Origin of the sequence: Mycobacterium sp. NS-7484 (assembly GCF_001953975.1) — a bacterium.
In the GTDB taxonomy this organism is placed as follows: Bacteria; Actinomycetota; Actinomycetes; order Mycobacteriales; family Mycobacteriaceae; genus Mycobacterium.
Window position 1 is genome coordinate 1 of sequence record NZ_MBEJ01000099.1, and the last position, 24,430, is coordinate 24,430.

Sequence of the window (24,430 nt, forward strand, 5' to 3'; positions counted from 1 at the left end):
CCGGGAAACCTGCCATCGGGATGTCACCGGTCACCAGGTGGTGATCGGAATGGCACATGCCCGCGGCTTCCATCTGGATCTTGACCTCGTCCTTGACGGGGTCACCGATCTCGATTTCCTCGATCGACCATGGTTGGTTGAACTCCCAGATGAGAGCGCCTTTTGTCTTCATGCGCATGTGCCTTCCACTAGAGCCGTGACCACAGACTAGAGCCAATAGTTGCGTGGGTCACACCCACCCCCAAGCAACTGCTTGGCTGGGAACTACCAGATCTTGACCGGCGCTTCGCCCAGCGGGTAGTAGCCGGGCAGCTTCTCCCCGGCGAGGCTGCGCTCGATGCGCTTCTGCATGGTGGGCGTCAGATCGCCGGACTCGATCAGCTTCAGGAATGCCTTCTGCACGTGGCCGAAATCGAAGAAATCCCGCTGCCATTCGATGAGCAGTTGATCGTTGAGCCGGAACCAGCTGCCGCCGATACCGTAGATCTCGTCCTTGCTGCCGTCGCTCTTGTTGGCGATCTGCTTCCAGAAGCCGACGATCTCGTTCTGCTTCTCGTCGATCAGCACCCGCTGGTACTCGTAGACCCAGTTCTCCAGGCCTTCCATCTCCAGACCCAGTGCCACGTCGCGGATCTCGTCGCGCCCGACGCACATCACGTCTTCCTTGGGGCCGATGTTCCAGCCGTAGGTGGCATCTTCGGTGTAGAAGTCGGCCAGCGGCTTCCAGTCACCGGCCTTCTCGGCCTCCTGGTTGGCCTTGAGCCAGCGGTCGGACCAGGCTTCGAGCTCGTTTCTTGACGCCATTGGCTTTTCCTTTCAGTCGTTCTCAATGATTGAGAGTGCTCGGGTAGGACACATTTCGACGGCCATCTCCACGGCGTCGCGGAGTTCGTCCGGTGGCTCGTGATCGAGAATTTCGACGATGCCCCGCTTGGGCACCGAGAACACGTCAGGAGCCTCCAGCTCGCACATGGCGTGGCCCTGGCACAGATCGGCATCGACCTCGACGCGGTAGCAGCCCATACCTGCTCTCCTAGACGCGCTTCCGGTAACGCACCTTGGCCGGGCGGGCCAGTTGCACCACCATCTTCGAATGGTCGTTGCGGTAGCTCTCCGGTGGCTGTGCCATCTCGAACTCGTACTCGCGCAACAGAACCGAGAAGATCGCCTTGATCTGCATCTGGGCGAATGCGGCCCCGACGCAGCGATGTTTGCCCGCCCCGAACGGAATCCACGTCCACCGGTTGATCAGATCTTCCTGGCGCGGCTTCTCGTACCGATCCGGGTCGAAGGCATCCGGGTCGGGGAAATCCTCGGGGATGCGGTTGGAGATCGCCGGGGAGGCGGCCACCATCTGCCCCTTGTGGATCGGGTAACCGGCCACCTCGAACTCGTCCTGGGCCACCCGCATCAGGATGATCAGCGGCGGATGCAGGCGCAGTGTTTCCTTGAGTGCGTTGTCGATGTTCGGGATCTGGCGCAGCGCATGGAAACTCACCTCCTGTCCGTCGGCGTACAGCTCGTCGAGTTCGTTCTGGACCTTGGCGTAGAACTCCGGGTGGCGCAGCAGTTCGATCAGCGTCCACGAGGAGGTGCCCGAGCTGGTGTGGTGGCCGGCGAACATCAGCGAGATGAACATGCCGGTGACCTCGTTGGCCGAGAAGCGCGGATTGCCCTCCTCGTCCTTGATCGACACCAGCACGTCGAGCAGGTCACGATCGCTCTTGTCCGTGGGCGGGTTGGCGATTCGCCCGTTCATCACTTCCTGCACGAGCTCGACCAGGTTGGCCCGGGCCTCATCACGGATTCGGAAGCTCTCGATGTCCAGGTACGGGTCGACGTAGCACAGCGGATCGGTGCCGCGCTCCAACAGGTGGTAGTAGTTCGCGAACCGGGAGTCGAGCTGGTTGCGGAACTTCAGACCGATCAGGCAGGCCGTCGAGGTGTAGATGGTGAGTTCGGCGAAGAACTCCAACAGGTCGATTTCTCCGCTGTCGCCCCAGTTCTCGATCATCCGGCGGACTTCGTTTTCGATGGTGGCGGCGTGACCCTTCATCTGCTCACCGCGCAGTGCGGTGTTGTGCAGCATCTCGGCTCGCCGCTCGGGGTCGGCGTCGAACACCACGCCCTCACCGAAAATCGGCGTCATGAACGGGTAGGCCTCGGCCTGGTTGAGTTCGCTGTCGCTGGAGCGGAAGAAGAACTCGTTGGCCTCGGCACCGGACAGCAGCACCACCTGCTTGTCGGCGAGTTGGAACCAGCCGACGTCGCCGCACTCCTCGCGGATGCGTTTCATCAGGCCGATCGGGTCGGTGCGGAATTCCTCGAGGTGGCCGTGTTCTTCCTCGCCACCTGAAACCCGTTGAACTTCTTTCAGTGCAGTCACTGGTTCGGCATCCCTTCTTCGCCCAGCGCGAGCTTCTGGCGATCCTTGACATCGGCGAGCGGAGCTTCGGGCTGGAGTTCCATGTTGGCGATGAAGCCGCCGCGGGGTGTCTCGGCGACAAAGGTGATGGCCCGCGCGAGGTCATCGGCGCGCAGGAAGTAGTCGTGGCGTGCCTGGCCCCACTTGGCCCAATCCTCAAGGGCCGGGCCGATCAACTCGGCGGGCAGGCTCCAACCCATCGCGGTCTTGGTCGGACCGGGGTGCACGATCGAGGCGCGCACGCCCGTGCCTTCCAGCTCCATCTGATAGTTGTTGACCATCGCGACCAGAGCGGCCTTGGCGGCGCCGTAGGCGCCCATGTGCGGGCGCTGGCGCAGGGACACATCGGATCCCACGAAGATCAGATCGCCGCGCCGGCGTTCGATCATGCCGGGCAGTACCGCGGTGGCCAGCCGGTTGGCTCCGATCAGATGGATCTGGATCTGGGAGTCGAACTGCTCGGTGCTGATCGAGTCGAGCTTGCCGAAGTAGGTGTCGCCGGCACCGGCGACCAGTACCTCGATGTCGCCGAGTTCGGAGGTGGTCTGCTCGACGGCGGCCTTGACCGAGTCGGGGTCGGTCACGTCGAGGTGCACGGGGATGGCCTCACCGCCGTCGGCGCGGATCTTGTCGACGATCTCCTGCAGTTTCTCCACCCGGCGAGCACCGAGGGCGACGGGAAAGCCGTTGCGGGCAAGCCTGATCGCGGTGGCTTCGCCGATTCCGGACGAGGCGCCGGCGACCAGGGCGGGACGACGGTCGGGGAGGGGATCGAAACGGGGCATTCGGAGAGCCTTTCAGCGGTGGTCGAGGGGTTCAGCGGGGCTGGACGGTGATCGGGAGGTGAGCGAATCCACGGACACTGCTCGAGTGGACTCGGACGGCGTTGGCCTCGTCGACCTCGTATCCGCGGATTCGCTTGAACAACTCGGTCAGTGCCACCCGGGCCTCCATGCGCGCCAGATGCGCGCCGAGGCAGAAGTGGGCGCCGCTGCCGAAGCTCACCAGTTTCGGACCGATTTCGCGATCGATCCGGTATTCGTCGGGATTCTCGAAGACACGTTCATCGCGGTTGGCCGAGCCGATCAGCAGTACCAGTACATCGCCGGCCGGCACCGTGGTGTCGTAGTACGTCTGGTCCTCGGTGACCAGCCGGGCCAGGATCTGGCTGGAGGCGTCATAGCGCAGGGTCTCCTCGACCCACGGCACGATCAAGGCGTGGTTGTCGAACACCGGAGCCAGCTGATCCGGGTTCTTGAAACCCCAATATGCGGCATTGGCAAGCAGTTTCGTCGTCGTCTCGTTGCCGGCGACCACCATCAGGAAGAGGAAGGCCATGATCTCGTCGTCGGTGAGCCGGTCACCGTCGATCTCCGCTTCCACCAGTGCCGATGTCAGATCGTCGGTACGGTTCTTGCGGCGCTGCTTCACCATGTCTGCGTAGTAGACCAGCAGTTCCCCGGAGGCGGCGATCGCGGATTCGGGGACATCGGCGACACCGTCCTCGCGGTGCATCACGCCGTCGGCCAGTGCCCGGATGCGGACCCGGTCCTCGTCCGGGACACCCATCAGTTCGGAGATGACGTCCATGGGCAGCTTGCCCGCGAAATCGTCGACGTAGTCGAAGGTGGTGTTCTGCAGTGCCGCGCCGAGGTGTTGGTGAGCGATCTCGGTGACGCGGCCCTCCAGCTCGCGGATGCGCCGCGGGGTGAAGCCCTTGGACACCAGGGTGCGCAGGCGGAGATGGCCCGGATCGTCGAGGGCGAGGAACGACATCACCCGGTGGGCTTCGTCGTTGCGGGAAATCGGGTCCAGGGACACGCCGTGCCGGTTGGACAGCGTGACGCTGTTGCGGAAACCGGCGACCACGTCCTTGTGCCGCGACAGCGCCCAGAACTTGAGGTCCTCGTTGTGATAGATCGGAGCCTCGTCCCGCAACCGCTTGTAGTACGGGTACGGGTCCTCGTGGAAGTCGTAGTCGTACGGATCGAGGATCGGTTTGACGATGTCCAAGCTCATCAGTGCTCTCCCAGGCTCATGCTCATTTGTCCTCTCCGAGGACGAGGCCGACGACGTAGGTCAGCCGATCGGCGATCTGGCGGTAGGTGAAGGCGCCGCTGCCCGCGTTGACCAGGGCGCCGAAGAACGTCATCTCCAGGGCGGAGACGATGCGGGAATCGGCATCCGGCCCGACGGCCGAGCGGATGCGTTTGTGGATCTCGGCGCCGATGCGATCGCGCACCTTGCGGACCGCGGGGTCGGTGCCCCCGCCCAACAGAGCGGTGGTGCACGCGGCGGCCACTTCGGGCTCGTCGGCGACGACGAGGGTGAGTGCCCGCAACGCCTTGTCGACTCGCGTGGTCATCGAGTCGTTCACGTCGGTGAAGTACGGCACCTGATTGACCAGGTCCAGGTACATCTCGGCGATCAGATGGTTCTTCGACGAGAAGTACGTGTACGCCGTGGCCGGCGCGACCCCGGCGCGCGCGGCGACCGCACGCACCGTCAGATCGGCATAGGACGATTCGCGCAACATTTCGATGCCGGCGGTCAAGACCTTGCGGAAGGTCTCTTCCTGACGACGGTTGCGCGGGGACTCCTTGCTGGCCTCCGGAGCTGGTTCTGTGACTGCGGACACCGCATCGCTGGACACATGTCCAAGTTATCCGACGATGGCGAGGTTGAGCAAGTGTGGATTGGCAAAGGCCCCGGTGAGCTGCGTGTTCTGCGGCGTTATCGGTTGGGGACGGATGCGCCCTTGCGGCCCGACATTGTCTGCGGCTATCGTTCGAGCCGAGACAGCCGGACAGTTGTCCAGAACATTCTGAGTGGAGTTCACCCATGCCGGTACTGGCCGATCGCCAGAGTCAACTGCTCATCGACGGCAAGCTCGTCGCCGGGGGCGGCGGAGTATTCGAGACCGTCAACCCCGCCACTGAAGAGGTGCTGGGCGTCGCTGCCGATGCCAACGCCGAGGACATGGGCAATGCCATCGAAGCGGCGCGTCGCGCGTTCGACGACACCGACTGGTCGACGAACCACGCACTGCGGGTGCGCTGCCTGCGGCAGCTGCGGGACGCATTACGCGAAAACGTCGAGGAGTTACGGGAACTCACCATCGCCGAGGTGGGCGCCCCACGCATGCTCACGGCGGGCGCGCAGCTGGAAGGCCCGATCGACGATCTGGCGTTCTCCGCCGACACCGCCGAGAACTACGAGTGGCGTACCGATCTGGGGCATGCCACCCCACAAGGGATTCCGACCAATCGCGTGGTGGCCCGTGAGGCCGTCGGCGTCGTCGGCGCCATCACCCCGTGGAACTTCCCCCACCAGATCAACCTGGCCAAGGTCGGCCCGGCCCTGGCCGCGGGCAACACCCTGATCCTCAAGCCGGCGCCCGACACCCCTTGGGCGGCCGCCGCTGTCGGTCAGATCATCGCCGAGCAGACCGACTTCCCGGCCGGCGTCATCAACATCGTCACCTCCAGCGATCACTCGGTGGGCGCTCTGCTGTCCAAAGACCCTCGGGTGGACATGGTGTCGTTCACCGGCTCCACCGCGACCGGACGCGCTGTGATGACTGATGCGGCGCTCACCCTCAAGAAGGTGTTCCTGGAGCTCGGTGGTAAGTCGGCGTTTTTGGTGCTCGACGACGCCGACCTGGCCGGTGCCTGCTCGATGGCCGCCTTCACGGTGGCGATGCACGCCGGGCAGGGGTGCGCGATCACGACCCGTCTGGTGGTGCCACGGGCGCGCTATGACGAGGCGGTCGAAGCGGCCGCGGCGACGCTCGGCGGCATCAAACCGGGGGATCCCAACAGCAAGCGCACCGTGTGCGGCCCGCTGATCTCGGCACGTCAACGTGACCGCGTGCAGTCCTACCTGGATCTCGCTCTGCAGGAGGGTGGCCGATTCGCCTGCGGCGGTGGGCGTCCCGCCGATCTCGACACCGGGTTCTTCATCGAGCCGACGGTGATCGCCGGTCTCGACAACAACGCCCGGGTGTCCCGTGAGGAAATCTTCGGCCCGGTGCTGACGGTGATCGCGCACGACGGCGACGACGATGCGGTGCGGATCGCCAACGATTCGCCGTACGGACTGTCCGGCACGGTGTTCTCCGGAGACGACGCCCGAGCCCAGGCGGTGGCGTCCCGCATGCGCGTCGGCACCGTCAACGTCAACGGCGGCATCTGGTACTCGGCAGATGCCCCCTTCGGCGGATACAAGCAGTCCGGGGTCGGCCGCGAGATGGGCCTGGCCGGCTTCGAGGAATACACCGAAATCAAGTGCATCGCGACGCTCGCGAACTAGGCGAACAGAGGAGAACCGCAGTGGGACAGTTCGACAACAAGGTGGCGATCGTCACCGGGGCCGGTGGCGGTATCGGCCAGGCCTACGCCGAGGCGCTCGCCCGCGAGGGTGCCGCGGTGGTGGTGGCCGACATCAACACCGAAGGTGCGCAGAAGGTCGTCGACGGCATCAAGGGCGAGGGTGGCAACGCCCTGGCGGTGCGCGTCGACGTCTCCGACATCGACTCGGCCAAGGACATGGCGGCCCTGGCGCTTTCGGAGTTCGGCGGTATCGACTACCTGGTGAACAACGCCGCGATCTTCGGCGGGATGAAGCTGGACTTCCTGCTCACCGTCGACTGGGACTACTACAAGAAGTTCATGAGCGTGAACCTCGACGGTGCGCTGGTGTGCACCCGCGCGGTGTACCGCAAGATGGCCAAGCGTGGGGGCGGCGCGATCGTGAATCAGTCGTCCACCGCGGCATGGCTGTACTCGAACTTCTACGGTCTGGCCAAGGCCGGCGTCAACAGCCTGACCCAGCAGCTCGCCACCGAGCTCGGCGGGCAGAACATCCGGGTCAACGCCATCGCGCCGGGCCCGATCGACACCGAGGCCAACCGCACGACGACACCTCAGGAGATGGTGGCCGACATCGTCAAGGGAATCCCGTTGTCCCGCATGGGCCAGCCGGAGGACCTGGTCGGCATGTGCCTGTTCCTGCTCAGCGACCAAGCCAAGTGGATCACCGGGCAGGTCTTCAATGTTGACGGCGGACAGATCATCCGATGACGACTCCGCAAGACGTCAAGTACGGCTACATCGGTCTGGGCAACATGGGTGCCCCGATGGCCAAACGGCTGGCCGAGTGGCCGGGCGGATTCATCGTCTACGACGTGCGCGTCGACGCGATGACACCGTTGGCCGAGTTGGGCGCCACCCTGGCCGATGACGTGTCCGACGTTGCTCAGGCCGACATCATCAGCATCACGGTGCTCAACGACGAGCAGGTGCGGTCGGTCGTGGCGGAATTAGCCGGAAAGGCCAAGCCGGACACCGTGATCGTGATCCACTCGACGATCAGCGACACCACCGCCGTCGAACTCGCCGAGCAGTACAAGCCGCAGGGTATCCACATCGTCGACGCCCCGGTCAGCGGTGGCGGCGCAGCGGCCGAGAAGGGTGAGCTGGCCATCATGGTCGGGGCCGAGCGGGCCGTCTACGAACGGATCAAGCCCGCGCTCAAGCAGTTCGGCTCGATGGTGATCCACGCCGGTGAGCCCGGTGCCGGTACCCGGATGAAGCTGGCCCGCAACATGTTGACCTTCACCTCGTATGCCGCGGCCTGTGAGGCGATGAAGCTGGCCGAGGCGGCCGGGCTGGACCTGGGTGCGTTGGGCCGGGTGGTGCGGCACACCGATGCGTTGACCAGTGGGCCCGGTGCGATCATCGTGCGGGAGAACATGGCCGAACTCACCCCGGACCACTGGCTCTACGACGCCTTTACCCACACCCGGGGGCTGGGGGAGAAGGACCTGAGCCTGGCGCTGGGGCTGGGGGACGTTGTGGGAGTGGATCTTCCGTTGGCCCAGGTGGCCTTGCAGAGGTTGGCCGACGGCCTCGGCGTACCGCACAAGAACGACTAGGAGCTTTCGATGGACGAGTTGCGCGCCAAGGGTCTGGCCAAGATGAACGAGGTCTACGGCTGGGAGATGCCCAACATCGAAGGCGATCCGTACTTCGATCTGACGGTTGACCATCTCTTCGGCACCATCTGGAGCAAGCCCGGCCTGTCGATGCGGGAGAAGCGGTTGATGACGCTGTCGGCGGTGACCGCGGTGGGTTCGCAGGATCTCGCCGAGATCCAGGTCAACGCCGCGCTGCTCAACGGTGAGTTCACCGAGGAGGAGCTCAAGGACATCGCGATTTTCCTCACGCAGTACCTCGGCTTCCCCCTCGGGTCCGGCCTCAACGGCACGGTGTCCAAGGTGGTGGCCAAGCGCCGCAAGGCGGCTGAGAAGGGGCTCGAGGAGGACCGGCGCGCCAACGTCAACGCCGCAGTCAAGATGAACACCGGGAGCGAGCTCGATGACAAGTAGGTACGCCTCGCTGACCCGCGAGCAGCTGGTCACGCTGGTGCCCGAGCTGTTGCTCATGGGGCAGATGATCGACCGCTCCGGGATGGCTTGGTGCATCAGTAATTTCGGCCGACCGGAAATGCTGCAGATCGCGATCGAGGAGTGGGCGGCATCCAGCCCGATCTACACCCGGCGGATGCAGAAGGCGCTGAAGTACGAGGGCGTTGACATCATCACCATCTTCAAGGGGCTGCAACTCGACATCGGGGCCCCGCCGCAGTTCATGGATTTCCGCTACACCGTCCATGACCGCTGGCACGGCGAGTTTCACCTCGATCACTGCGGGGCACTGCTCGACGTCGAACCGATGGGCGAGGACTACGTGCGCGGCATGTGCCACGACATCGAGGACCCGACCTTCGACGCTACCGCGCTGGCCACCAACCGAAAGTGCCAGGTGCGCCCGATTCACCGGCCGCCCCGCACACCCGCCGATCGGCACCCGCACTGCGCGTGGACCGTCATCATCGACGAGTCCTACCCCGAGGTCGACGACATCCCGGCACTGGAGGTGATCGGCCGGACGCTGGCTGCCCAAACGGTGTTGGATCCGATCGATACTTCCGACGAGGGCGCGGCCGACTACTCCGGACCGCTGTTGTCGGACTTCGATTTTGCGGCGTTCTCCCATTCGGCGCTGGTCCGGATCGCCGACGAAGTGTGTCTGCAGATGCACCTGCTGAACCTGTCGTTCATTCTTGCGGTCGGCGCGCGAGCCGGGGCCGACACCGCGCTGGCCACCGATATCTGTACCAAACAGCTGATCGGCGTGGCCGGGCTCGGTGCCGAGCGGATCCACCGGGCACTGGACCTGCCCGGCGGAATCGAAGGGGCGGTGCGGGTGCTGGAGCTGCATCCGCTGTTCAATCCGGCGGCTTACGTCAGTGCGGAGTTCGGACCGGACACCGTCTCGGTGCGGCGTTCCCCGGCGCATGAGGATGGGGCGTGGGTGGCGTTGACCGGGCCGGCCGAAACCCGGCCGCTGCGGGCCATAGTCGCCGCTGTCGACCCGCACCTCGACGTCGAGGTGATCGGAACGGATACGGAATGGACCGCCCGGGTGATCGAAACCGAGACCGCGGCAAAGGAATTGGACGAGGTCGCGGTGACGAAGTTCAGCGGTGGGGCGTCGTTCGTGTTCGAGCCGAGGAAGTCGCTGCCGCTGACCGTGGTGTGAGCAGCGGCGTCACGATTTCGCCCGCTCCACCGAGATGCCGGTCAGGCACCGTTCTTTCTCACGGATGCCGAAGTTGAGGTTTCCCCAGTCGTAGGCGACCGACCACACGAACTCCTCCTTCGGCGAATGGCCGGTAGGGAGGTGAGTGTTCTCGGCAGTGGGATAGTGGGACCGCACCTCTTCTTCGGTGATGCACGACGATGGCTAGCTTGTCGGCACTGTGAGCAGGAGAATGCCACCGCCGGAGGGCTTCAAAATCACGTCGTACGGAAAGGTCACGCGGTGGTCTTCAGGGCGGAGGAAATCGGGGCTGATACCTGCGGCTTTGACAGGTTTGTCGTTGAGTTCGAAGACCAGCAAGTTGGCCTTGGAGTTCAAGTACTTGCTCTTGATAACCGGCGCGCCGACGACCTTCTCGATGTATTCCCGTTCGGAGGACTCGTTGAACAGGTGGACTTCGTCCCAGTCCCAGCTGGTGAAGTCGCTGAGTCGGCCGGACTTCTTCTCGTGCAGAAGGCTTTTTAGGCCATCGTTGAGCTTCTGATCGTTGTAATCGATGTCCATCGACGGCCGCAGCGCCTGCCGGGCCAGGTCGCAGCCAGCTAGGGAGACGCAGAGTAACAGCGCAATCAGCATCGCCCATACCATTTTTGACCTCATCAGGAGAGCCCGACTCTCGTGTTCGTCCGGCTACGGTGCTTCATCGCTAGGCAGCTAGCCGGTCGGCGCGGTCACCGTGAGATATCCTCCGCCTCGCGGGTCCAGCAGCGCGTCGGCCGGGAAGCTGACGCGGTGGTTGTCACCCTTCAGGAAGTCTCCGGGAATACCGATGGCCTTGACCGGGTTCCCGCCGTTCTCGAAGATGAGCAGACTGGCTTTTGACTCGAAGAAGTCACTTTGGATGACTGGCGCACCAACGGTTTCCTCGATGAATTCGCGCTCAGTGTATTCGTGGAACAGATGGACTTCGTCCCAGTCCCATGAGGTGAATTCGCGGAGCTCCGCCTTCGTGTTGGTCTCGACAAGATGTGCCAGACCTTTATTCATGCGCTGATCGTTGTAGTCGACATCCATCGATTGCCTCATTGCTTGCTGTATCAGTCCACAACCTGTCAGGAGAATGCCCAGAATTAACACGCTGAGCGCGGTGCGCATCGACGACAACACGGCCAAGTCAATACCCTCCTGCTGATGTCCCGTAGCCTCCCGGCTGGCCCGGGTCATAAACTCCACCCGGTCCGGCGCCGGTTGGATTCGGCGCCTGCCCGGGAATGGTGGACTTCGATGTCGTGCCCGCCCCGCCCTCGGGGACGGTATCGCTCCAAGCCAATCTTTCGCCACCGCTGTTCGGCGCAACCACGACAGTATCGCCTCGATTCACTGCTTTTTCGACCATGTCTGCCAACTGCGCCGGGGTGGCGTTGGGGTTGGCTGTGGCGATATTTCTGCCGATTTCGTTGTTGTATAGGTCCATGGCCTCCGCGGTCGAAGGGTTACTGGGGAGTCGCTCGTGAGCCGTCGCGAAGTCCTGAGTCCATTCAGCACCAAATCGTTGTGTCATCAGAGCGTTCCAATATGCATGCCGGAAGGCATCTGTGTGATTGTCGGCCGTATCGTTGGGACCGTTTGGGGGAGGGAAGCGGGCTTTGGCTTCAGCCTCTGCCGCTTTCTTGGTCTGGTTCAGATCCCAGAGAGCTGCCGGACTGAGGTTTTCCAACATCCGCGATTCGGTAGCGGTCACATGCATGGGTTTGGTAGCCATGTTGTACGGCCAACCAGGCTCCCAATCGAGAGCTCCGTCCGGATCCTCGTCCACCTGGTACTTGCGCTTGATCTCGTCGAGTGGATCCACCGGCGGGGGAGTGCCTTCCGGCACACCGGCGCCCGCCTTCTCACCGGTCAGCGCGTCGTATTCCTTGCGGATGTCCTCGATGCGTCGACCGATCTCATCCATCTCTCCGGTTGATTGCGTGATGACGTCGCTGATCTGTCCGATGCCCTTGCTGGCGAGGATCACCCGCATGATCTCGCCGGTCTTGCCGGGCGGAATCGTCGCGTCCATGCTGCTGACCCAGCTCTGGGTTTGTTCGAGATTCTGCCGACCGGAGCTGACCACGTCGGCTGCCCGGCTGACCTCGGCGGCCATGCGCTGATCAAGATCCGCGAGCTTGCCGTAAACAGCGGCATGTTCGGCGTTCTTTGCCGCGTAGGCCTGCGAGGCCGTGCCCTGCCATCGGTGGTCGGGTGCTGCGGACTCGATGGTCGATTGCATCTCGCGCAGGCGCGCACTGCCGTCGAAGGAATCACCCGTCGTTGGGGTCCCCTCGCCGAACGTGGCGCGCGCCTGCGACCACGTTGTGTAGAACGCATCCAATGCGCCCATACTTCACCGCCCCGCTGGATCGAGAAACCCAGTCTAAGTCGCAGTCGCGGGCCTCTCGGACGCCAATCGCCCGCTGACCACGGCCGAGCCGACCCACCGGCGAAGGTAGCTGCGTAGCGCCTCGCCGGTGCGCGGCGGACGGCCCGGATCGATGACGAAGGACTGGATGATGCGGAGCAGGTGTTCGGCGAGCTCGTCGAGTTCGGCGTCGGTGTAACCGAGTCCGGCCCAGTCGACGTCCAGCTTGCGCATCAATGCGCGGGCAAAGTCGACTGCGACATCGGAGGTGACCGATTCGGTGTGGGCACTGGCTCGCCCGGGCGCGACGAGCAAACCGATGTGTTTGTCCTCGGGTAGCCACTCCAGTGCGGTGGCGATGGCCTCGGCGACCGCTTCGACCGGGTCGGTCACACCTTGCAGGTGGGCGGCCACCCGGTCCAGGAAGTCGCTGGCCGCGTTCACCGCCGACGCCACCAGCAGGGCGTCGGTGCTCGGGAAGTAGCGGTACACGGTCTGGCGGGTGACGCCGAGCGTGCGGGCCACGTCGGCGATGGAGAAATCGGCGCCCCGCTCGTCGATGGCGTTGCCCGCGGCGGCGAGGATGCGGGCAATCGCTTCCTCGTCACTGGCCGGCGCGGAGCCGGACCACCCGTGCGTTCGCATGGGCGAATCTTAAAACAACCAAAGGCACAAACCGCCGGTCAGCGGTGGTAGGCGACCGGAAGCTCCTTGATGCCGTTGATCCAGCCGGACCGGAGACGTTGCGGCTCACCGAGTTTGGTGATGTCGGGGATCTGGTCGGCGATCTGGTTGAACATCAGCTTGATCTCCATCCGCGCCAGGTTCGCGCCGATGCAGAAGTGCGCACCGTTGCCGCCGAACGCCAGGTGCGGATTGGGGTTGCGCAGGATGTTGAATTCGAAGGGGTTCTCGAACACTTCTTCGTCGTAGTTGGCCGAGCTGTAGAACAGCCCGACGCGCTGACCGGCCTTCACGGTGACGTCGCCGACCTGGATGTCGGCCAGGGCCGTCCGCTGGAAACAGTGCACCGGGGTGGCCCAGCGGATGATCTCGTCGACCGCGGTGTCCGGGCGTTCACGCTTGAAAAGCTCCCATTGGTCGGGGTTTTCGAGGAATGCGTTCATGCCGTGGGTCATGGCGTTGCGGGTGGTCTCGTTGCCCGCCACGGCCAGCAGGATCACGAAGAACGCAAACTCGACCTCGGTGATCGCCTCTCCACTGGCGTCGGCTTGCACCAGACGCGTCACGATGTCGTCGGCCGGGCACGCGCGACGCTGCTCGGCCATGGTGTAGGCGTAGCCCATCAGCTCGGCGTTGGCCATCGTCGGGTCGGCGTCGAAATCGGGGTCGTCGGTGTTGATGATGGCGTTGGACCAGTTGAACACCTTCTCGCGGTCTTCCTCCGGGACTCCGATCAGGTCGGCGATGGCCAGCAGCGGAAGACCCACCGCGATGTCGTCGACAAAATTGCCGGTGTCCTTCTGCGCGGCCTTGGCGACGATGTCGCGGGCCGCGACGGCCAGCTTCTCCTCGAGCACCGCGACCGAGCGCGGCGTGAACAACCGGGACACCAGCTTGCGCAGCCGGGTGTGCTCCGGCGCGTCATGGTTGATCAGCAGCGCCTTGGTCAGGTCGAGTTGCTCCGCGGTGACGCTGTCCGGCAGTCGCATCACTGCGCCTTTGGCGTTCGTGGACCACAGGTCGCCGCCGTTGCGGGAGATGGTCTTGATGTCCTCGTGACGGGTGATCACCCAGTAGCCGCCGTCGTCGAAGATCGATTCGCCCTGCTCGTTCCACCACACCGGGGCGGTCTTGCGCAGCTGGGCGAACTCGTCGACCGGGATTCCGCGGAGTAAGACGTCGGGATCGGTGAAGTCGTAACCCTGCCCGAACGGGCAGGCGCTGAGTGTCGTCAAGCCAGGTCTCCTCGTGTGACTGCGGACACGTTCTACCGACGACCATACACTGCTACGTCAAGTGTATGCCCGTGGGTTTGCCGCTACGCTACGTCCGTGCGCGTCCTCGTTATCGGATCCGGTGCCCGTGAACACGCCCTGCTGCTGGCTCTGCGCCGCGACCCGCAGGTGGAGGAGCTGGCGGTGGCTCCCGGCAACGCCGGCACCCAGACCATCGCCGATCAGCACGACGTCGACATCACCTCCGGTGCGGACGTGGTGAAGCTGGCCCAGCGCCTGGGCAGCGACTTGGTGGTGATCGGTCCCGAGGTTCCGCTGGTTCTCGGCGTGGCCGATGCGGTGCGGGCTGCCGGGATCGCTTGCTTCGGCGCGAGCAAGGACGCCGCGCGGATCGAGGGCTCCAAGGCTTTCGCGAAGGACGTCATGGCCGCGGCCGGGGTGCGCACCGCCGGTAGCGAGATCGTCGACAATCCGGCTCACCTCGACGCCGCGCTGGACCGCTTCGGTCCGCCGGCCGGGCAGGCGGCCTGGGTGGTCAAGGACGACGGGCTGGCCGCCGGCAAGGGCGTGGTGGTGAGTGCTGACCGTGACGCCGCCCGGGCGCATGCCGCCGGCCTGCTGGACTCCGGGCATCCGGTGCTCCTCGAATCGTTCCTGGACGGCCCCGAGGTATCGCTGTTCTGCGTGGTCGACGGCGCCACCGTGGTGCCGCTGTTGCCGGCCCAGGACTTCAAGCGCGTCGGCGACGGAGACACCGGGCCCAACACCGGAGGCATGGGTGCCTACGCCCCGCTGCCCTGGCTGCCGGACTCGGTGAAAAACCAGATTGTCGACGAGATCGTCAAACCCGTTGCCGCAGAACTGGTTGCGCGGGGTAGCTCATTTTCCGGTTTGCTCTACGCCGGCCTGGCCATCACCTCGAACGGCCCGGCCGTGGTGGAGTTCAACTGCCGCTTCGGTGACCCGGAGACGCAATCCGTTCTGGCCCTGCTGGATTCACCGCTGGGGCAGCTGCTCAAGGCCGCGGCCACCGGGCAGCTCGCCTCATTCGGCGACCTGCAGTGGCGGGACGGCTATGCGGTGACGGTGGTGGTGGCCGCGGAGAACTACCCGGGCCGGCCGCGCGTGGGCGACGTGATCACCGGATCCGAGGCCGACGGTGTGCTGCACGCCGGCACCGCGCGGCGCGACGACGGCGCCGTGGTGTCCTCGGGCGGCCGGGTGCTCTCGGTCGTCGGCACCGGACCCGATCTGCCCGCCGCCCGCGATGCGGCATACGCGCTCGCCAAGTCGATTCGCCTGCCGGGCAGCCACTTCCGCAGCGACATCGGACTGGCCGCCGCGGAGGGGCGCATCACCCTCTGACAGCCCGACTTCGGCCGAGCCGGAACGCATTCGCATCTTCGATGCCGATTGCCTGGGTTACGCTGTCGCCGTGACGTACACGAGCCCGAAGCGAATTCGCGTGGCCAGGAAACTCACGGCCATACCGCGGGTGGGTGACACGCTCGGCATGATGCTCGACCCAACGCTGTACCTGGTTGACAAGTACCTCCACCACGGGCCGGTGTCGAAACTGAAGACGCTCTACCAGACCTACACCGTGCTGGCCGGTGTGGAAGCGGCTGCCTTCATGAGTAGCCGCGAGGGTAGGGAATGCCTGAGTGTCGGTGACTCCTGGCGTTTCGTCGAGGAGCAGTTCGGCGCCAAACAGTCGCTGGTCACCGTGGACGGTAAGCAGCACAAGGAGTTGCGCGGCATGCTGCAGCGCGGCTACTCGCGGGACGCCATCATGGGCCGTTATCAGGAGGCGGTGGCGCTCATCGACGCCGCGCTGGCGAAAGAATGGGCGGCCGGCTCCCGCGTCCGGGTACTGCCGTCGATGCAGGCGCTGTCGATTGCGCAGGTGGGAGTGTTCGCAGCAGGGGTCCAGCCCAACGACGCGTACGTGGCCGACGTGGGATTCGTCGCCAGTCAGGTACTCAAAATTGCTCCGGTACAACAAATCCCGAAGACGTTGCTGAAGCGACGCAACTTCCTGACGGCTCGGGACCGCGTCGTCGAGATCGCCAAACATGCGATCGACCATGCGCGCAGCTCTGCGGGACATCAGGGTACGGCGAAATCGACCCTCATCGCGGACATCGTGTCGTCTCATGCTGACGAACAGGATCCGGTCAAGCGGCAGAACATGGTGTTCAATGCGGTACTTCCGTACTTCGCCGGCGTGGAGACAACGTCCGCGACGGCCACCTATGCGCTCTACCTGATTCTCAAGCACCCAGATGTTCTCAAGCGCATCCGGGCCGAAGTTGATGAGTTGTTCGCCGGGGAGATCACGCACGACCGGCTGTTTGCCGTCACCCCGACGCTGAACGGCGCCATCATGGAGGCGATGCGGATGCATCCGGTCGCCGCCACGATGGTGCGGGTGGCGACCAAGGATTTTGAGTTCAAAGGTCACCAGATCCGGCAGGGCGACAAGGTTTTCGTCGCGACCTCGGTGTCGCACTTCCTCGACGATTGTTTTACCGATCCGACGACGTTCGACGTCGACCGTTACCAGGGCCGCAACAGCGAATACCGTGTCCCCGGCGCGTACTCACCATTCGGGCGTGGGCCGCATATGTGTATCGGTAAGGGCCTGGCAGAAGCCCTGATGCAGATCTCGTTGGCGCGCCTACTCCACCAACGGGACTTGCGGTTGAAGCCGGGTTACCACATCAAGAAGCGATTGGCGTCCACCACGCCGTCGCAGCGGTTCTTCGTCGACGTAACGAACCGCGACAGTTAGCCGGTCGGATCGAGGCGGAAGATCCTCAACTCGCGCTGCGCCCGTTGCTGACACTGCCCGTAGTAGGGCGAGATCTCGACGATCCGTTGCCAGACGCCCCCGCGCTCGGGGCCTTCGACCGGTGTCGCCGAACAGCGCTGCTCGCGCCCCTGCACGTTTATGGTGCAGTCGCTGTCGCGCAGCAACCAACCGGTCCACAACGGATGTTTGGGCCTACCCCAGTTCGTGCCGATCACATACACAGAGCCGTCGATGGAGACGTATTGCAGTGGCACCACTGCGGTTTCTCCATCGCGACGGGTGACCAGCAAGGTGAGCGACGGTATCCGCGAAACTGCTGTGGTGGTCCACTTCCCGCCGGTGACCCGATAGAGCAGCCGGTCCGACACCACGGTCAGTTTGCGAATCGGCCAGGCCGCCCTGCGGTGTCCGATCGCCCGGACCCGATCTCGGACCAGGCCGATCGCGCCTGCCCGGGCACCCGTTGCTTCCGTCCACTCGCCGTGCCTGGAAATATCCTCACCCCTCGTTCGAAATCGCCCCTGCCCCAGTCGGGTTCTGCGATGATACGTGACCCGATATAGTGCGTACTTCGCACGTGAGCCCCTGTTATCGTTCCGGCTATGGAGCGCCTGACCGGTCACGACGCCAGTTTCCTCTACATGGAGACACCGACGCATTTCCACCACAGCACGGGGCTCCTGATTCTGGACCCCTCGCCGATGTCCGGTGGCTACAGCTTTGCGGCTATCCGACAGTGGCTGGCGGAGCGGGTCGCCGACATTCCGCCCTACACCGAAAAGGCCTACAACCCTTGGTACAACCTGGGCCAGCCAGTCTGGGTGGCCGACGAATCGTTCGATCTGGATCGGCATCTGTTCCACCGGAGCCTTCCCGCGCCCGGCGACCGGGACCAACTGGCCGACCTGGTCGGCAAGATAGCCGCGCAACCGCTGGATCCGACCCGCCCCCTGTGGGAGATGTGGGTCATCGACGGCCTGGCCGACGGCACCGTCGCGGTTGTGGTCAAGCGGCATAACGCGAGCCTCGACGGCGTTCGTGGGAACTCACACATGGGCCAGTTGTGCGGGAACGAAGCAACCGAGCTCTCGGTACTGCGGATGGCCGGACCCGCAAGGCCGGCCGCGATCGCCGGTTCGGGTCTGCGCGAGTTCGCCGCCAAGCCGGTCAAACTGGGCCGGATGATCGGCAAATCGTTGATCGCCAAGGTGACTCGGAGCACCCCTCAGATCCCGGAGGGCGTGCCCCACTCCCTGTCGGCACCGCGCACATCGTTCAACACCACGCTGACCGCGAACCGCAATGTCGCCTGGGCAACCTTCGCGATGTCCGATGTGCAGGAGGTCAAACGTAAACTCGGCGTCACCCTCAACGATGTAGTTCTGGCGCTCACCTCGACCACACTGCGCAACTACTTGCTGAGCCGAAACGAATTGCCCGAGACGCCACTTCAAGCCTTCGTTCCGGTAGCCGTGCACCACAAGCCGGGCCAGCACGGGCGCAACCAGACAACCGGTCTGCTGACCAGCCTGCAGACCGGGATGTCCGATCCGGTTGACCGGGCGCTCGCGATAACAGCTGTCACCGAGGCGGCCAAGCAACACGCGGAGGCGCTGGGGCCCAGCCTGTTCCATGACTGGTTCGAGTTCGCCGCCCGATACTGGGGTACCTTCCTGCGGCTGTATTCCCGGTTCAGGCTGGCCGATCGGCATACCGTGATGCAAAACGTGGTGGTCTCGAACATGGGTGGGCGGCACCGCGATCTCTACTTCGGGGGCGCCCGGGTGATCGACTTCTACCCGTTCGGTTCGCTGTTCGACGGCAGCGCCCTTTTCGTCGCGGTGGCCAGCATCGAGGATCGGCTGAACATCGGCCTGCTCGGCTGCCCGGAGATCGTTCCCGAGCTGGACGGAATCGCAGCCGGGTACGTCGCCGCCTTCGACGAGCTACGTGACGCGCTTGACCAGCGCGCCGAGCTGACGGCGAATTCCGAAGGAAGCGAACGCCGCGATATTGCGAACTAAGTTGGCGTAGACCGTGACCACCGTAAAACCGTCGAAACCGCGGTGCAATCGGTCCACCACTTGCGCCATCGCACCGGCCGGCGGGTAGATCGGGGGGAAGAACCGGCCGCGGCCGAGGATGACGCCACAGCGGCGCAGGATCAGATCCTCGATCGACTGGTCGATCATCTCCGAGAGCACGGTGTTCTCCCGGAACGGGAAGTACCGTCGATCGATGTCGATCCGCACGTGGATGCCGGCCCCTTCGACCGAGCGGACCAGCGGTGATGTCGCGGCCAGCGCCTCCAGACCGCGCAGCAGGGCTTCCCGTTCGGTTCTCCGCTGCTCGTGCGCCGCGGGATTATCCACCGCCCGTAGGGCATTGACCGCGATGTGCGCCCCCAGGTTGTTGCGGTAGCGGGTGCGCAGTCGCTGCACCGCCTCGACGTCCGTGGCCTCGGCAGCTGCTACCACCTCGGCCCGTGCGAGAGTGGCTGCCACCGGAACGGTCATGTCCGACAGCGGTTTCGCCAACGTCACGATGTCGACGAGGCCATCCAGCACCGTCTCGTGGTAGAGGAAGGTGTCGGCGCTGCGCCACACCCCGGTGAGCACCTCGTCCACTCCGACGACGAAGCCCTGCTCCGCCTTGGCTGCCGCGACGACCTCCAGCAACTCGGCCGGGATGATCTCGCACGTGGTGCCCTGAATCAGTTCGCACCAGAACAAACCGACCTGCGGATCGTCCAGCGCTGCGCGCAGGTCGTGGGCCGCGGTGGCGGCGAACGGATCGATGAAGATCACGTCGGAGTAGTACGGCTCGAACGCCCCCGGGATGCTGGCCGAGCGTTGCGGCCCGTACCGGCTGACGTTCAGAGTGGTGATGGTCTTGCCGGAGAAGTTGCCGGAGAAGGTCACGATCCGGGGTCGGCCCGGGCGTGCCAGCCGGGCCAGAACCAGGGCGTTCTCCACGCTTGTCGCGCCACTGACCGCGGGGAACATGTCGTCGAACCCGCTTCTGTCACAAAGGTAGTCAGCGAGCTGACCGACATAGTCGGTACTTTGGTCGTGTGCCGCCAGCGCCTTTTCGAGATCGGGCAAATTGTGCCCGCGCAGGTTCGCACCGGTGCCACACGCACAGTCCAGCAGCGACCGGCCATCTCGCAGGCTGATTTCCATGCCGTCGGCACGGTCGAAGTCGAAGTCCAAACCGAAGGCTTCCATCATGTCGCCCGCACTTGGGTTCACATAACGTCTGAAGTACTCATTGCGGACCTTGCGGTCGGCTTCGATCGCGGCGAGCACCCGTTCCTGGTGTGCCGCGACGTAGCCCTTGCTGCGTAACGTGTTGACCACCAATGTGAGTGCGGTGGCGCTGGCAGCGAAGGTCGAGGTCTGGGCCATCGCGTCGACCGGGTTGTTCCATACCCGGTAGGCATCGGGGGTCATGACGTAGCAGCCGAACGGGATCTGATTGTCGGTCAGGTTCTCGCCGTACACATACACGTCGGCGTCGAGTGTCTTCGGCCGTTCGCCGACAGGCGGCAGCGGTTGTGCGTCACAGAGAATCCGGATGATCCGGCGTTCGGCAGCGGCCGTCAAGAGGTTGTCGACGTCGGGGTCGCTGTCATTCAGGACCAGCACCGCCGACCAGGGCCGGTCGGCGAGCGCGGCGTGGGCGGCAGCGGCCGTGGGCACAAAGCACAGGTGCCGCGCCAGCGCGTGTTCACCGCCCTCGCCGAGCGGGTCGAAGTAGTGGCGGAGGCGATCGTCGTTGTTCACCACCAAGATCCAGCTGTCCGACGCCCGGAAGTCATCGACTTTACTGGTCTGACGCACCAAGCGGATCGCTCCGGATATCGCCTCTTCGAGGGAATTGCCGAAGTAGGTGACCCGGTCGGCACCCGGGCTGTGCATCGAATCCAGCAGGTAGCCGACCTGTGCACACTCGATGGTGATCGCCAACCCCGCGAAAAGGATGTTCGGCCGCTTGCGGCGGTTGAGATCGCGAATGGTCGTGATGGTGGACTCGGTGGCCGGCGTGTAGCGCTGGTCCGTCAACGCAAACTCCTCAGTTGTCATCGGTCTACCGCCTCGCGCCGACGAGGCTCGGGTGCCGCACCCCGTCGATATTCAATTCGAGGTTCAACGCCAGGTCGACGCCGTACGCAAAGTTCTTGGTGAGTGCGAAATCGCTGTCCGGCACGGAGAACATTCTCTGGTTGACGATTCGCGCAACCGTCAACGGAATGATCACCTCGGCGATTCGCTTGCCCAGACACAGATGGTGCCCACGGCCGAACGGCGAATACGCGCCGGGCTGTAGGTGTTCCTTGCGCCCATCCAGGTAGCGGTTGGGATCGAACCGATACGGGTCGGGAAAGTACGACGGCATGAAATGCGGTACGCAGGTGGCTATCATCACGCGTTCGCCGGCCCGGATCTGGTGGCCCTGATAGCTGAAATCGGAACGCGCGTGGCGCATCAAGGCCGGCACTGACGGGTAAAGCCGCATGGCCTCCTTGACCACGGCGTTGAGCACAGGCGTGGTCTCGAAGAGCACTTCCTCGTTGAGCTCGCCGCCGCTGAACAGCAGGTCGGCCTCGGGCTGAATCTGGTCATAGAGGTCGGTGCGCTGAGTAAGGATGTACAGAATCGTTGCGATGGTGTTGGACGCGGTGTCCAACCCGGCCATGAACGGAACGAACAAGTTCAGCGGGAGCTCATAGTCCGTCATCTTGTCCGGATTTGTGCGGTTGGCCTCCACCAGGTCATCGAGCAGGCGTCGGCCGAACCCGTCGATCTGGCCTTCGTCGGAGCGAGTTCGGAACGCAGCCAATAGGTCCTGCGCGATCGCGTGCATCCGCGCCTTTGCCGACCGGTACTGTGGCAGCTTCAACATGAAGTTGGGCCACCGGCCCAACAGGCATACATTCGTCGACCAGTGCACCAGGGTTCGTAGCTGGTCGACATCGTCGAAGAACAACCGGTCCGATACGGCAATGCTGATCTGCCGAATGACAATGTTCTGCACCGACTTAACCACGGATGCAACGCTGTTCGGTCGCCATTCGTCGTCGAGCCAGTCATCGATTGTCTCGACCAATCGCTGGTAGCGGCCATCGAGTGCATGCCGCGAATACCCGCGCCGCATGATGTCGCGGAACCAGGCGTGCAGGTCACCGTCGTCGCTCACCACGGATTTGTCGGCCCCGTACTCGGCGATCATCTTCGACCAGGATGGCTTGGACTCCAAGCTTGCTCGGCCTTCGGCCGAACCCAAGAACAACGCCGCGTCCGGCCCCGCCAACACCACGTAGCGGTTGTTGAGTGCCCGGACCCGAAACACTGGGCCGTGCTCGAAGTAGCTCTTGGCCAGGAACTGAGGCAGTTCGTGGTACATCGACAGGGTGTTTCCCAGCAACGGCATGCCTCTGACCTTGGGCATAGAGCACGGTTTCGTCATCAGCCTTCCCTGCCAAATTGGCGCCAGGTCGACGCGCAACTCACGCGCGTCTGAAACGCGTGATCCGTTGGGCCGGTTCGGAGTTGGCGACGCCTGCGCGCGGCATCGCCCGTGCACTGGCCCGTTGACGCCGACGTGCGCTCGACGATTGGTACGCCGCCGTACTATACAGTACGGCGGCGTACCACGGGGTGACTGATCAGGCCACCAGCAGCGGCGCCATCCAGGAGATCTCGGCGGGCAGCTGGGAACTCCAGAAGCTGCCGTCATGCCCGCCGGGAGAGAAGCCGCCGGCCGGCGGGTTGGGCAGTTGGGCGATGAATTGCTTGGTGGCCGAATAGAACGGATCGCTGTTACCGCAGTCGATCCGGATAGGAATCGAGCCCAACGCAGGCTGGCCCCAGACGCTGTTGGCGGCGTAATCATCGGCACTGTCGAACGCCCCGGGCGCCGCGGCTCCCGAGGAGGTCCACAGCGCGGGGCTGACCGCGCAGATCGCCGCGGTACGAGCCGGGCCGAGCCGCGACCCCAGCAGCAACGCGCCGTAGCCGCCCATCGACCAGCCCAAGAATCCGACCCTCGAGGTGTCCAGGCCCTGATCGGCGAGCATCGGGATGAGCTCGTCGAGCACCATCGCGCCCGAATCCTCCCCGGAAGCCCGTTTGTGCCAATAACTTCCACCGCCGTCGACCGCGACCACCGCGAACGGCGGCAAACCGGCCGACACCGCCTCGGCCAGGCCCTGCTCCACGCCGCCGGCCATCACACCCTCGGCGTCCTGTCCCTTGCCGTGCAGCGCGATCACCGGGCGCAGCTTTTCGGTCTGCCCCGGCGGGCGGGCAATGGCCCAGTTGGTGGTGACCCCGCCGCGGGCCGCCGAGACGAACGAGCCACGGGTGAACGTGGGCGCGGGGGCGGGGGCGGCGATCGAAAGCGGGGCAGAGGCGAGGGCAATGGCCCCGGCGGTGCCGGCGGCCGCACCGACGCCGAGGCGCAGGACTGCGCGACGGCTCAAGTTTGGCATGGGGGCCATCTTGCCATCGCGCCACAGTGGCATCGGCCGATGGCATTCTCGCGTGCGCAGATGAGCGAAAAACCTGAGTAGAGCCTGATGATTGGCCGAAAGCCCGATGTGACGGATGCCCGACTGGCACGATGCTAAAGGTGACGGCAGCGGTCACTCCTAAAGGGGAGCGTCGGCGGTACGCCCTCGTCAGGGCGGCCGCCGAGTTGCTCTGCGAAGGTGGCTTCGACGCTGTCCGCCACCGCGCGGTGGCGCGTCGCGCCGGTTTGCCGCTCGCCTCCACGACGTACTACTTCTCGTCACTCGACGACCTCATCGCCAAGGCCGTCGAATACATCGGAACCAGAGAAGCCGAACAACTCAGCGCCGGGGTTGCCGCCCTGTCGAGACGGCGTCGTGGTGCCGAGTCGACTGCCGACATCCTCGTCGACCTGTTGCTCGGGGAATCTCCGGAGCGTCGCGGTTCCGAAGAGCTGATCTCGCGCTATGAGCGCTACATCGCCTGTGCCCGGCAACCCGGTCTGCGCGACATCCAACGCCGTATCCTTCAGCAGCGCGCCGATGCTGTGGTCGAGGTGGTGGAACGGTCGGGTCGTTCCGTCCGCGCCGAATTGCTCACCGCTTTGGTGTGCGCCGTCGACGGAGCTGTGGTGGCATCGTTGGTGGACGAAGGTGACGGGCCCAGAGCCAGCGCCCGCGCCACGCTGATCGACGTGATCGACGTGCTGGCGCCCGTCGACGACGGGGCGGTACGCGTCTGAGCACTGAAGGAG

At 64.6% G+C, this 24,430-nt stretch carries 25 protein-coding genes; 9 read left to right on the forward strand and 16 right to left on the reverse strand.

Features of this window, described 5'->3' with window-relative positions; translation table 11 throughout:
• The 7 genes from A5733_RS27195 to A5733_RS18320 all read right to left on the reverse strand — a co-directional run.
• A partial coding sequence (locus A5733_RS27195; RefSeq protein ID WP_158070622.1) for an alcohol dehydrogenase catalytic domain-containing protein occupies window positions 1-172 on the reverse strand: 172 nt, incomplete at its 3' end.
• A gap of 92 nt (window positions 173-264) precedes the next feature.
• Window positions 265-804, reverse strand: a complete 540-nt coding sequence (locus A5733_RS18295) for a nuclear transport factor 2 family protein (protein ID WP_076241151.1) — start codon at window positions 802-804, stop codon at window positions 265-267.
• A 12-nt stretch (window positions 805-816) separates the two neighbouring features.
• Window positions 817-1,023, reverse strand: a complete 207-nt coding sequence (locus tag A5733_RS18300; protein WP_076241152.1) for a ferredoxin — start codon at window positions 1,021-1,023, stop codon at window positions 817-819.
• 10 nt (window positions 1,024-1,033) lie between these two features.
• Window positions 1,034-2,377 (reverse strand): cytochrome P450, encoded by a 1,344-nt coding sequence (locus tag A5733_RS18305; protein ID WP_198938874.1) that lies wholly within the window; start codon window positions 2,375-2,377, stop codon window positions 1,034-1,036.
• 5 nt (window positions 2,378-2,382) lie between these two features.
• A complete protein-coding gene (locus tag A5733_RS18310; RefSeq protein WP_076241154.1) occupies window positions 2,383-3,210 on the reverse strand; it encodes an SDR family oxidoreductase in 828 nt (275 codons plus the stop codon).
• Window positions 3,211-3,241: 31 nt separating this feature from the next.
• Window positions 3,242-4,444 carry a cytochrome P450 gene (locus A5733_RS18315; RefSeq protein ID WP_076241155.1) on the reverse strand — a complete coding sequence of 401 codons (1,203 nt, stop codon included), beginning with the start codon at window positions 4,442-4,444 and terminating at the stop codon, window positions 3,242-3,244.
• 22 nt (window positions 4,445-4,466) lie between these two features.
• Window positions 4,467-5,078, reverse strand: coding sequence for a TetR/AcrR family transcriptional regulator (locus A5733_RS18320; protein WP_076241156.1), 612 nt, complete (start codon window positions 5,076-5,078; stop codon window positions 4,467-4,469).
• A 188-nt stretch (window positions 5,079-5,266) separates the two neighbouring features.
• Here A5733_RS18320 and A5733_RS18325 point away from each other — a divergent pair, with 188 nt between their 5' ends.
• Genes A5733_RS18325 through A5733_RS18345 form a run of 5 tightly spaced genes read left to right on the forward strand, consistent with a single transcriptional unit; the run spans window position 5,267 to window position 10,029 of the window.
• Window positions 5,267-6,736: an aldehyde dehydrogenase gene (locus tag A5733_RS18325; protein ID WP_076241157.1), complete on the forward strand. Its 1,470-nt coding sequence runs from the start codon at window positions 5,267-5,269 to the stop codon at window positions 6,734-6,736.
• Window positions 6,737-6,756: 20 nt separating this feature from the next.
• Complete coding sequence (locus A5733_RS18330) at window positions 6,757-7,506, forward strand: SDR family oxidoreductase (RefSeq protein ID WP_076241158.1); 750 nt, start codon at window positions 6,757-6,759, stop codon at window positions 7,504-7,506.
• Window positions 7,503-8,360: an NAD(P)-dependent oxidoreductase gene (locus A5733_RS18335; RefSeq protein ID WP_076241159.1), complete on the forward strand. Its 858-nt coding sequence runs from the start codon at window positions 7,503-7,505 to the stop codon at window positions 8,358-8,360. Before A5733_RS18330 ends, A5733_RS18335 begins: the two co-directional genes overlap by 4 nt.
• 9 nt (window positions 8,361-8,369) lie before the next feature.
• Window positions 8,370-8,813 carry a carboxymuconolactone decarboxylase family protein gene (locus A5733_RS18340; protein WP_076241160.1) on the forward strand — a complete coding sequence of 148 codons (444 nt, stop codon included), beginning with the start codon at window positions 8,370-8,372 and terminating at the stop codon, window positions 8,811-8,813.
• Window positions 8,803-10,029, forward strand: a complete 1,227-nt coding sequence (locus A5733_RS18345) for a hypothetical protein (protein ID WP_076241161.1) — start codon at window positions 8,803-8,805, stop codon at window positions 10,027-10,029. The genes A5733_RS18340 and A5733_RS18345 overlap by 11 nt, the downstream gene beginning before the upstream one ends.
• Before the next feature lie 204 nt (window positions 10,030-10,233).
• Here A5733_RS18345 and A5733_RS18350 read toward each other — a convergent pair whose 3' ends face one another.
• The 5 genes from A5733_RS18350 to A5733_RS18370 form a co-directional block, all read right to left on the reverse strand.
• Window positions 10,234-10,665, reverse strand: coding sequence for a hypothetical protein (locus tag A5733_RS18350; protein ID WP_233152724.1), 432 nt, complete (start codon window positions 10,663-10,665; stop codon window positions 10,234-10,236).
• A 78-nt stretch (window positions 10,666-10,743) separates the two neighbouring features.
• Window positions 10,744-11,196: a hypothetical protein gene (locus A5733_RS18355; protein WP_233152729.1), complete on the reverse strand. Its 453-nt coding sequence runs from the start codon at window positions 11,194-11,196 to the stop codon at window positions 10,744-10,746.
• Between the two features lie 7 nt (window positions 11,197-11,203).
• Window positions 11,204-12,412, reverse strand: a complete 1,209-nt coding sequence (locus A5733_RS18360) for an EspA/EspE family type VII secretion system effector (RefSeq protein ID WP_076241164.1) — start codon at window positions 12,410-12,412, stop codon at window positions 11,204-11,206.
• Between the two features lie 33 nt (window positions 12,413-12,445).
• A complete protein-coding gene (locus A5733_RS18365) occupies window positions 12,446-13,075 on the reverse strand; it encodes a TetR/AcrR family transcriptional regulator (RefSeq protein ID WP_067768932.1) in 630 nt (209 codons plus the stop codon).
• Window positions 13,076-13,113: 38 nt separating this feature from the next.
• Window positions 13,114-14,349, reverse strand: coding sequence for a cytochrome P450 (locus A5733_RS18370; protein ID WP_067768930.1), 1,236 nt, complete (start codon window positions 14,347-14,349; stop codon window positions 13,114-13,116).
• A gap of 96 nt (window positions 14,350-14,445) precedes the next feature.
• Between A5733_RS18370 and purD the strand changes: the two genes are divergently transcribed.
• Window positions 14,446-15,714 carry a phosphoribosylamine--glycine ligase gene (gene purD / locus A5733_RS18375; protein WP_076241165.1) on the forward strand — a complete coding sequence of 423 codons (1,269 nt, stop codon included), beginning with the start codon at window positions 14,446-14,448 and terminating at the stop codon, window positions 15,712-15,714.
• A gap of 100 nt (window positions 15,715-15,814) precedes the next feature.
• A complete protein-coding gene (locus A5733_RS18380; RefSeq protein WP_076241268.1) occupies window positions 15,815-17,143 on the forward strand; it encodes a cytochrome P450 in 1,329 nt (442 codons plus the stop codon).
• Here A5733_RS18380 and A5733_RS28000 read toward each other — a convergent pair.
• Window positions 17,140-17,532, reverse strand: a complete 393-nt coding sequence (locus tag A5733_RS28000) for a nitroreductase/quinone reductase family protein (RefSeq protein WP_233152725.1) — start codon at window positions 17,530-17,532, stop codon at window positions 17,140-17,142. The genes A5733_RS18380 and A5733_RS28000 overlap by 4 nt on opposite strands.
• 234 nt (window positions 17,533-17,766) lie before the next feature.
• Between A5733_RS28000 and A5733_RS18390 the strand changes: the two genes are divergently transcribed.
• Complete coding sequence (locus tag A5733_RS18390; RefSeq protein ID WP_076241166.1) at window positions 17,767-19,188, forward strand: wax ester/triacylglycerol synthase family O-acyltransferase; 1,422 nt, start codon at window positions 17,767-17,769, stop codon at window positions 19,186-19,188.
• On the opposite strand, the gene A5733_RS18395 is transcribed toward A5733_RS18390, so the two are convergent.
• From A5733_RS18395 to A5733_RS18405, 3 genes are all read right to left on the reverse strand, one after another.
• The gene (locus A5733_RS18395; RefSeq protein WP_076241167.1) at window positions 19,111-21,249 is read right to left on the reverse strand and encodes an aminotransferase class III-fold pyridoxal phosphate-dependent enzyme; all 2,139 of its coding nucleotides are present in this window, start codon (window positions 21,247-21,249) and stop codon (window positions 19,111-19,113) included. The genes A5733_RS18390 and A5733_RS18395 overlap by 78 nt on opposite strands.
• Window positions 21,250-21,253: 4 nt before the next feature.
• The gene (locus A5733_RS18400; protein WP_076241168.1) at window positions 21,254-22,597 is read right to left on the reverse strand and encodes a cytochrome P450; all 1,344 of its coding nucleotides are present in this window, start codon (window positions 22,595-22,597) and stop codon (window positions 21,254-21,256) included.
• Window positions 22,598-22,832: 235 nt separating this feature from the next.
• Window positions 22,833-23,666 carry an alpha/beta hydrolase family protein gene (locus A5733_RS18405; protein WP_076241270.1) on the reverse strand — a complete coding sequence of 278 codons (834 nt, stop codon included), beginning with the start codon at window positions 23,664-23,666 and terminating at the stop codon, window positions 22,833-22,835.
• A 122-nt stretch (window positions 23,667-23,788) separates the two neighbouring features.
• Here A5733_RS18405 and A5733_RS18410 point away from each other — a divergent pair, with 122 nt between their 5' ends.
• Window positions 23,789-24,418, forward strand: coding sequence for a TetR/AcrR family transcriptional regulator (locus A5733_RS18410; RefSeq protein WP_076241169.1), 630 nt, complete (start codon window positions 23,789-23,791; stop codon window positions 24,416-24,418).
• The last annotated feature ends 12 nt before the right edge of the window (window positions 24,419-24,430 follow it).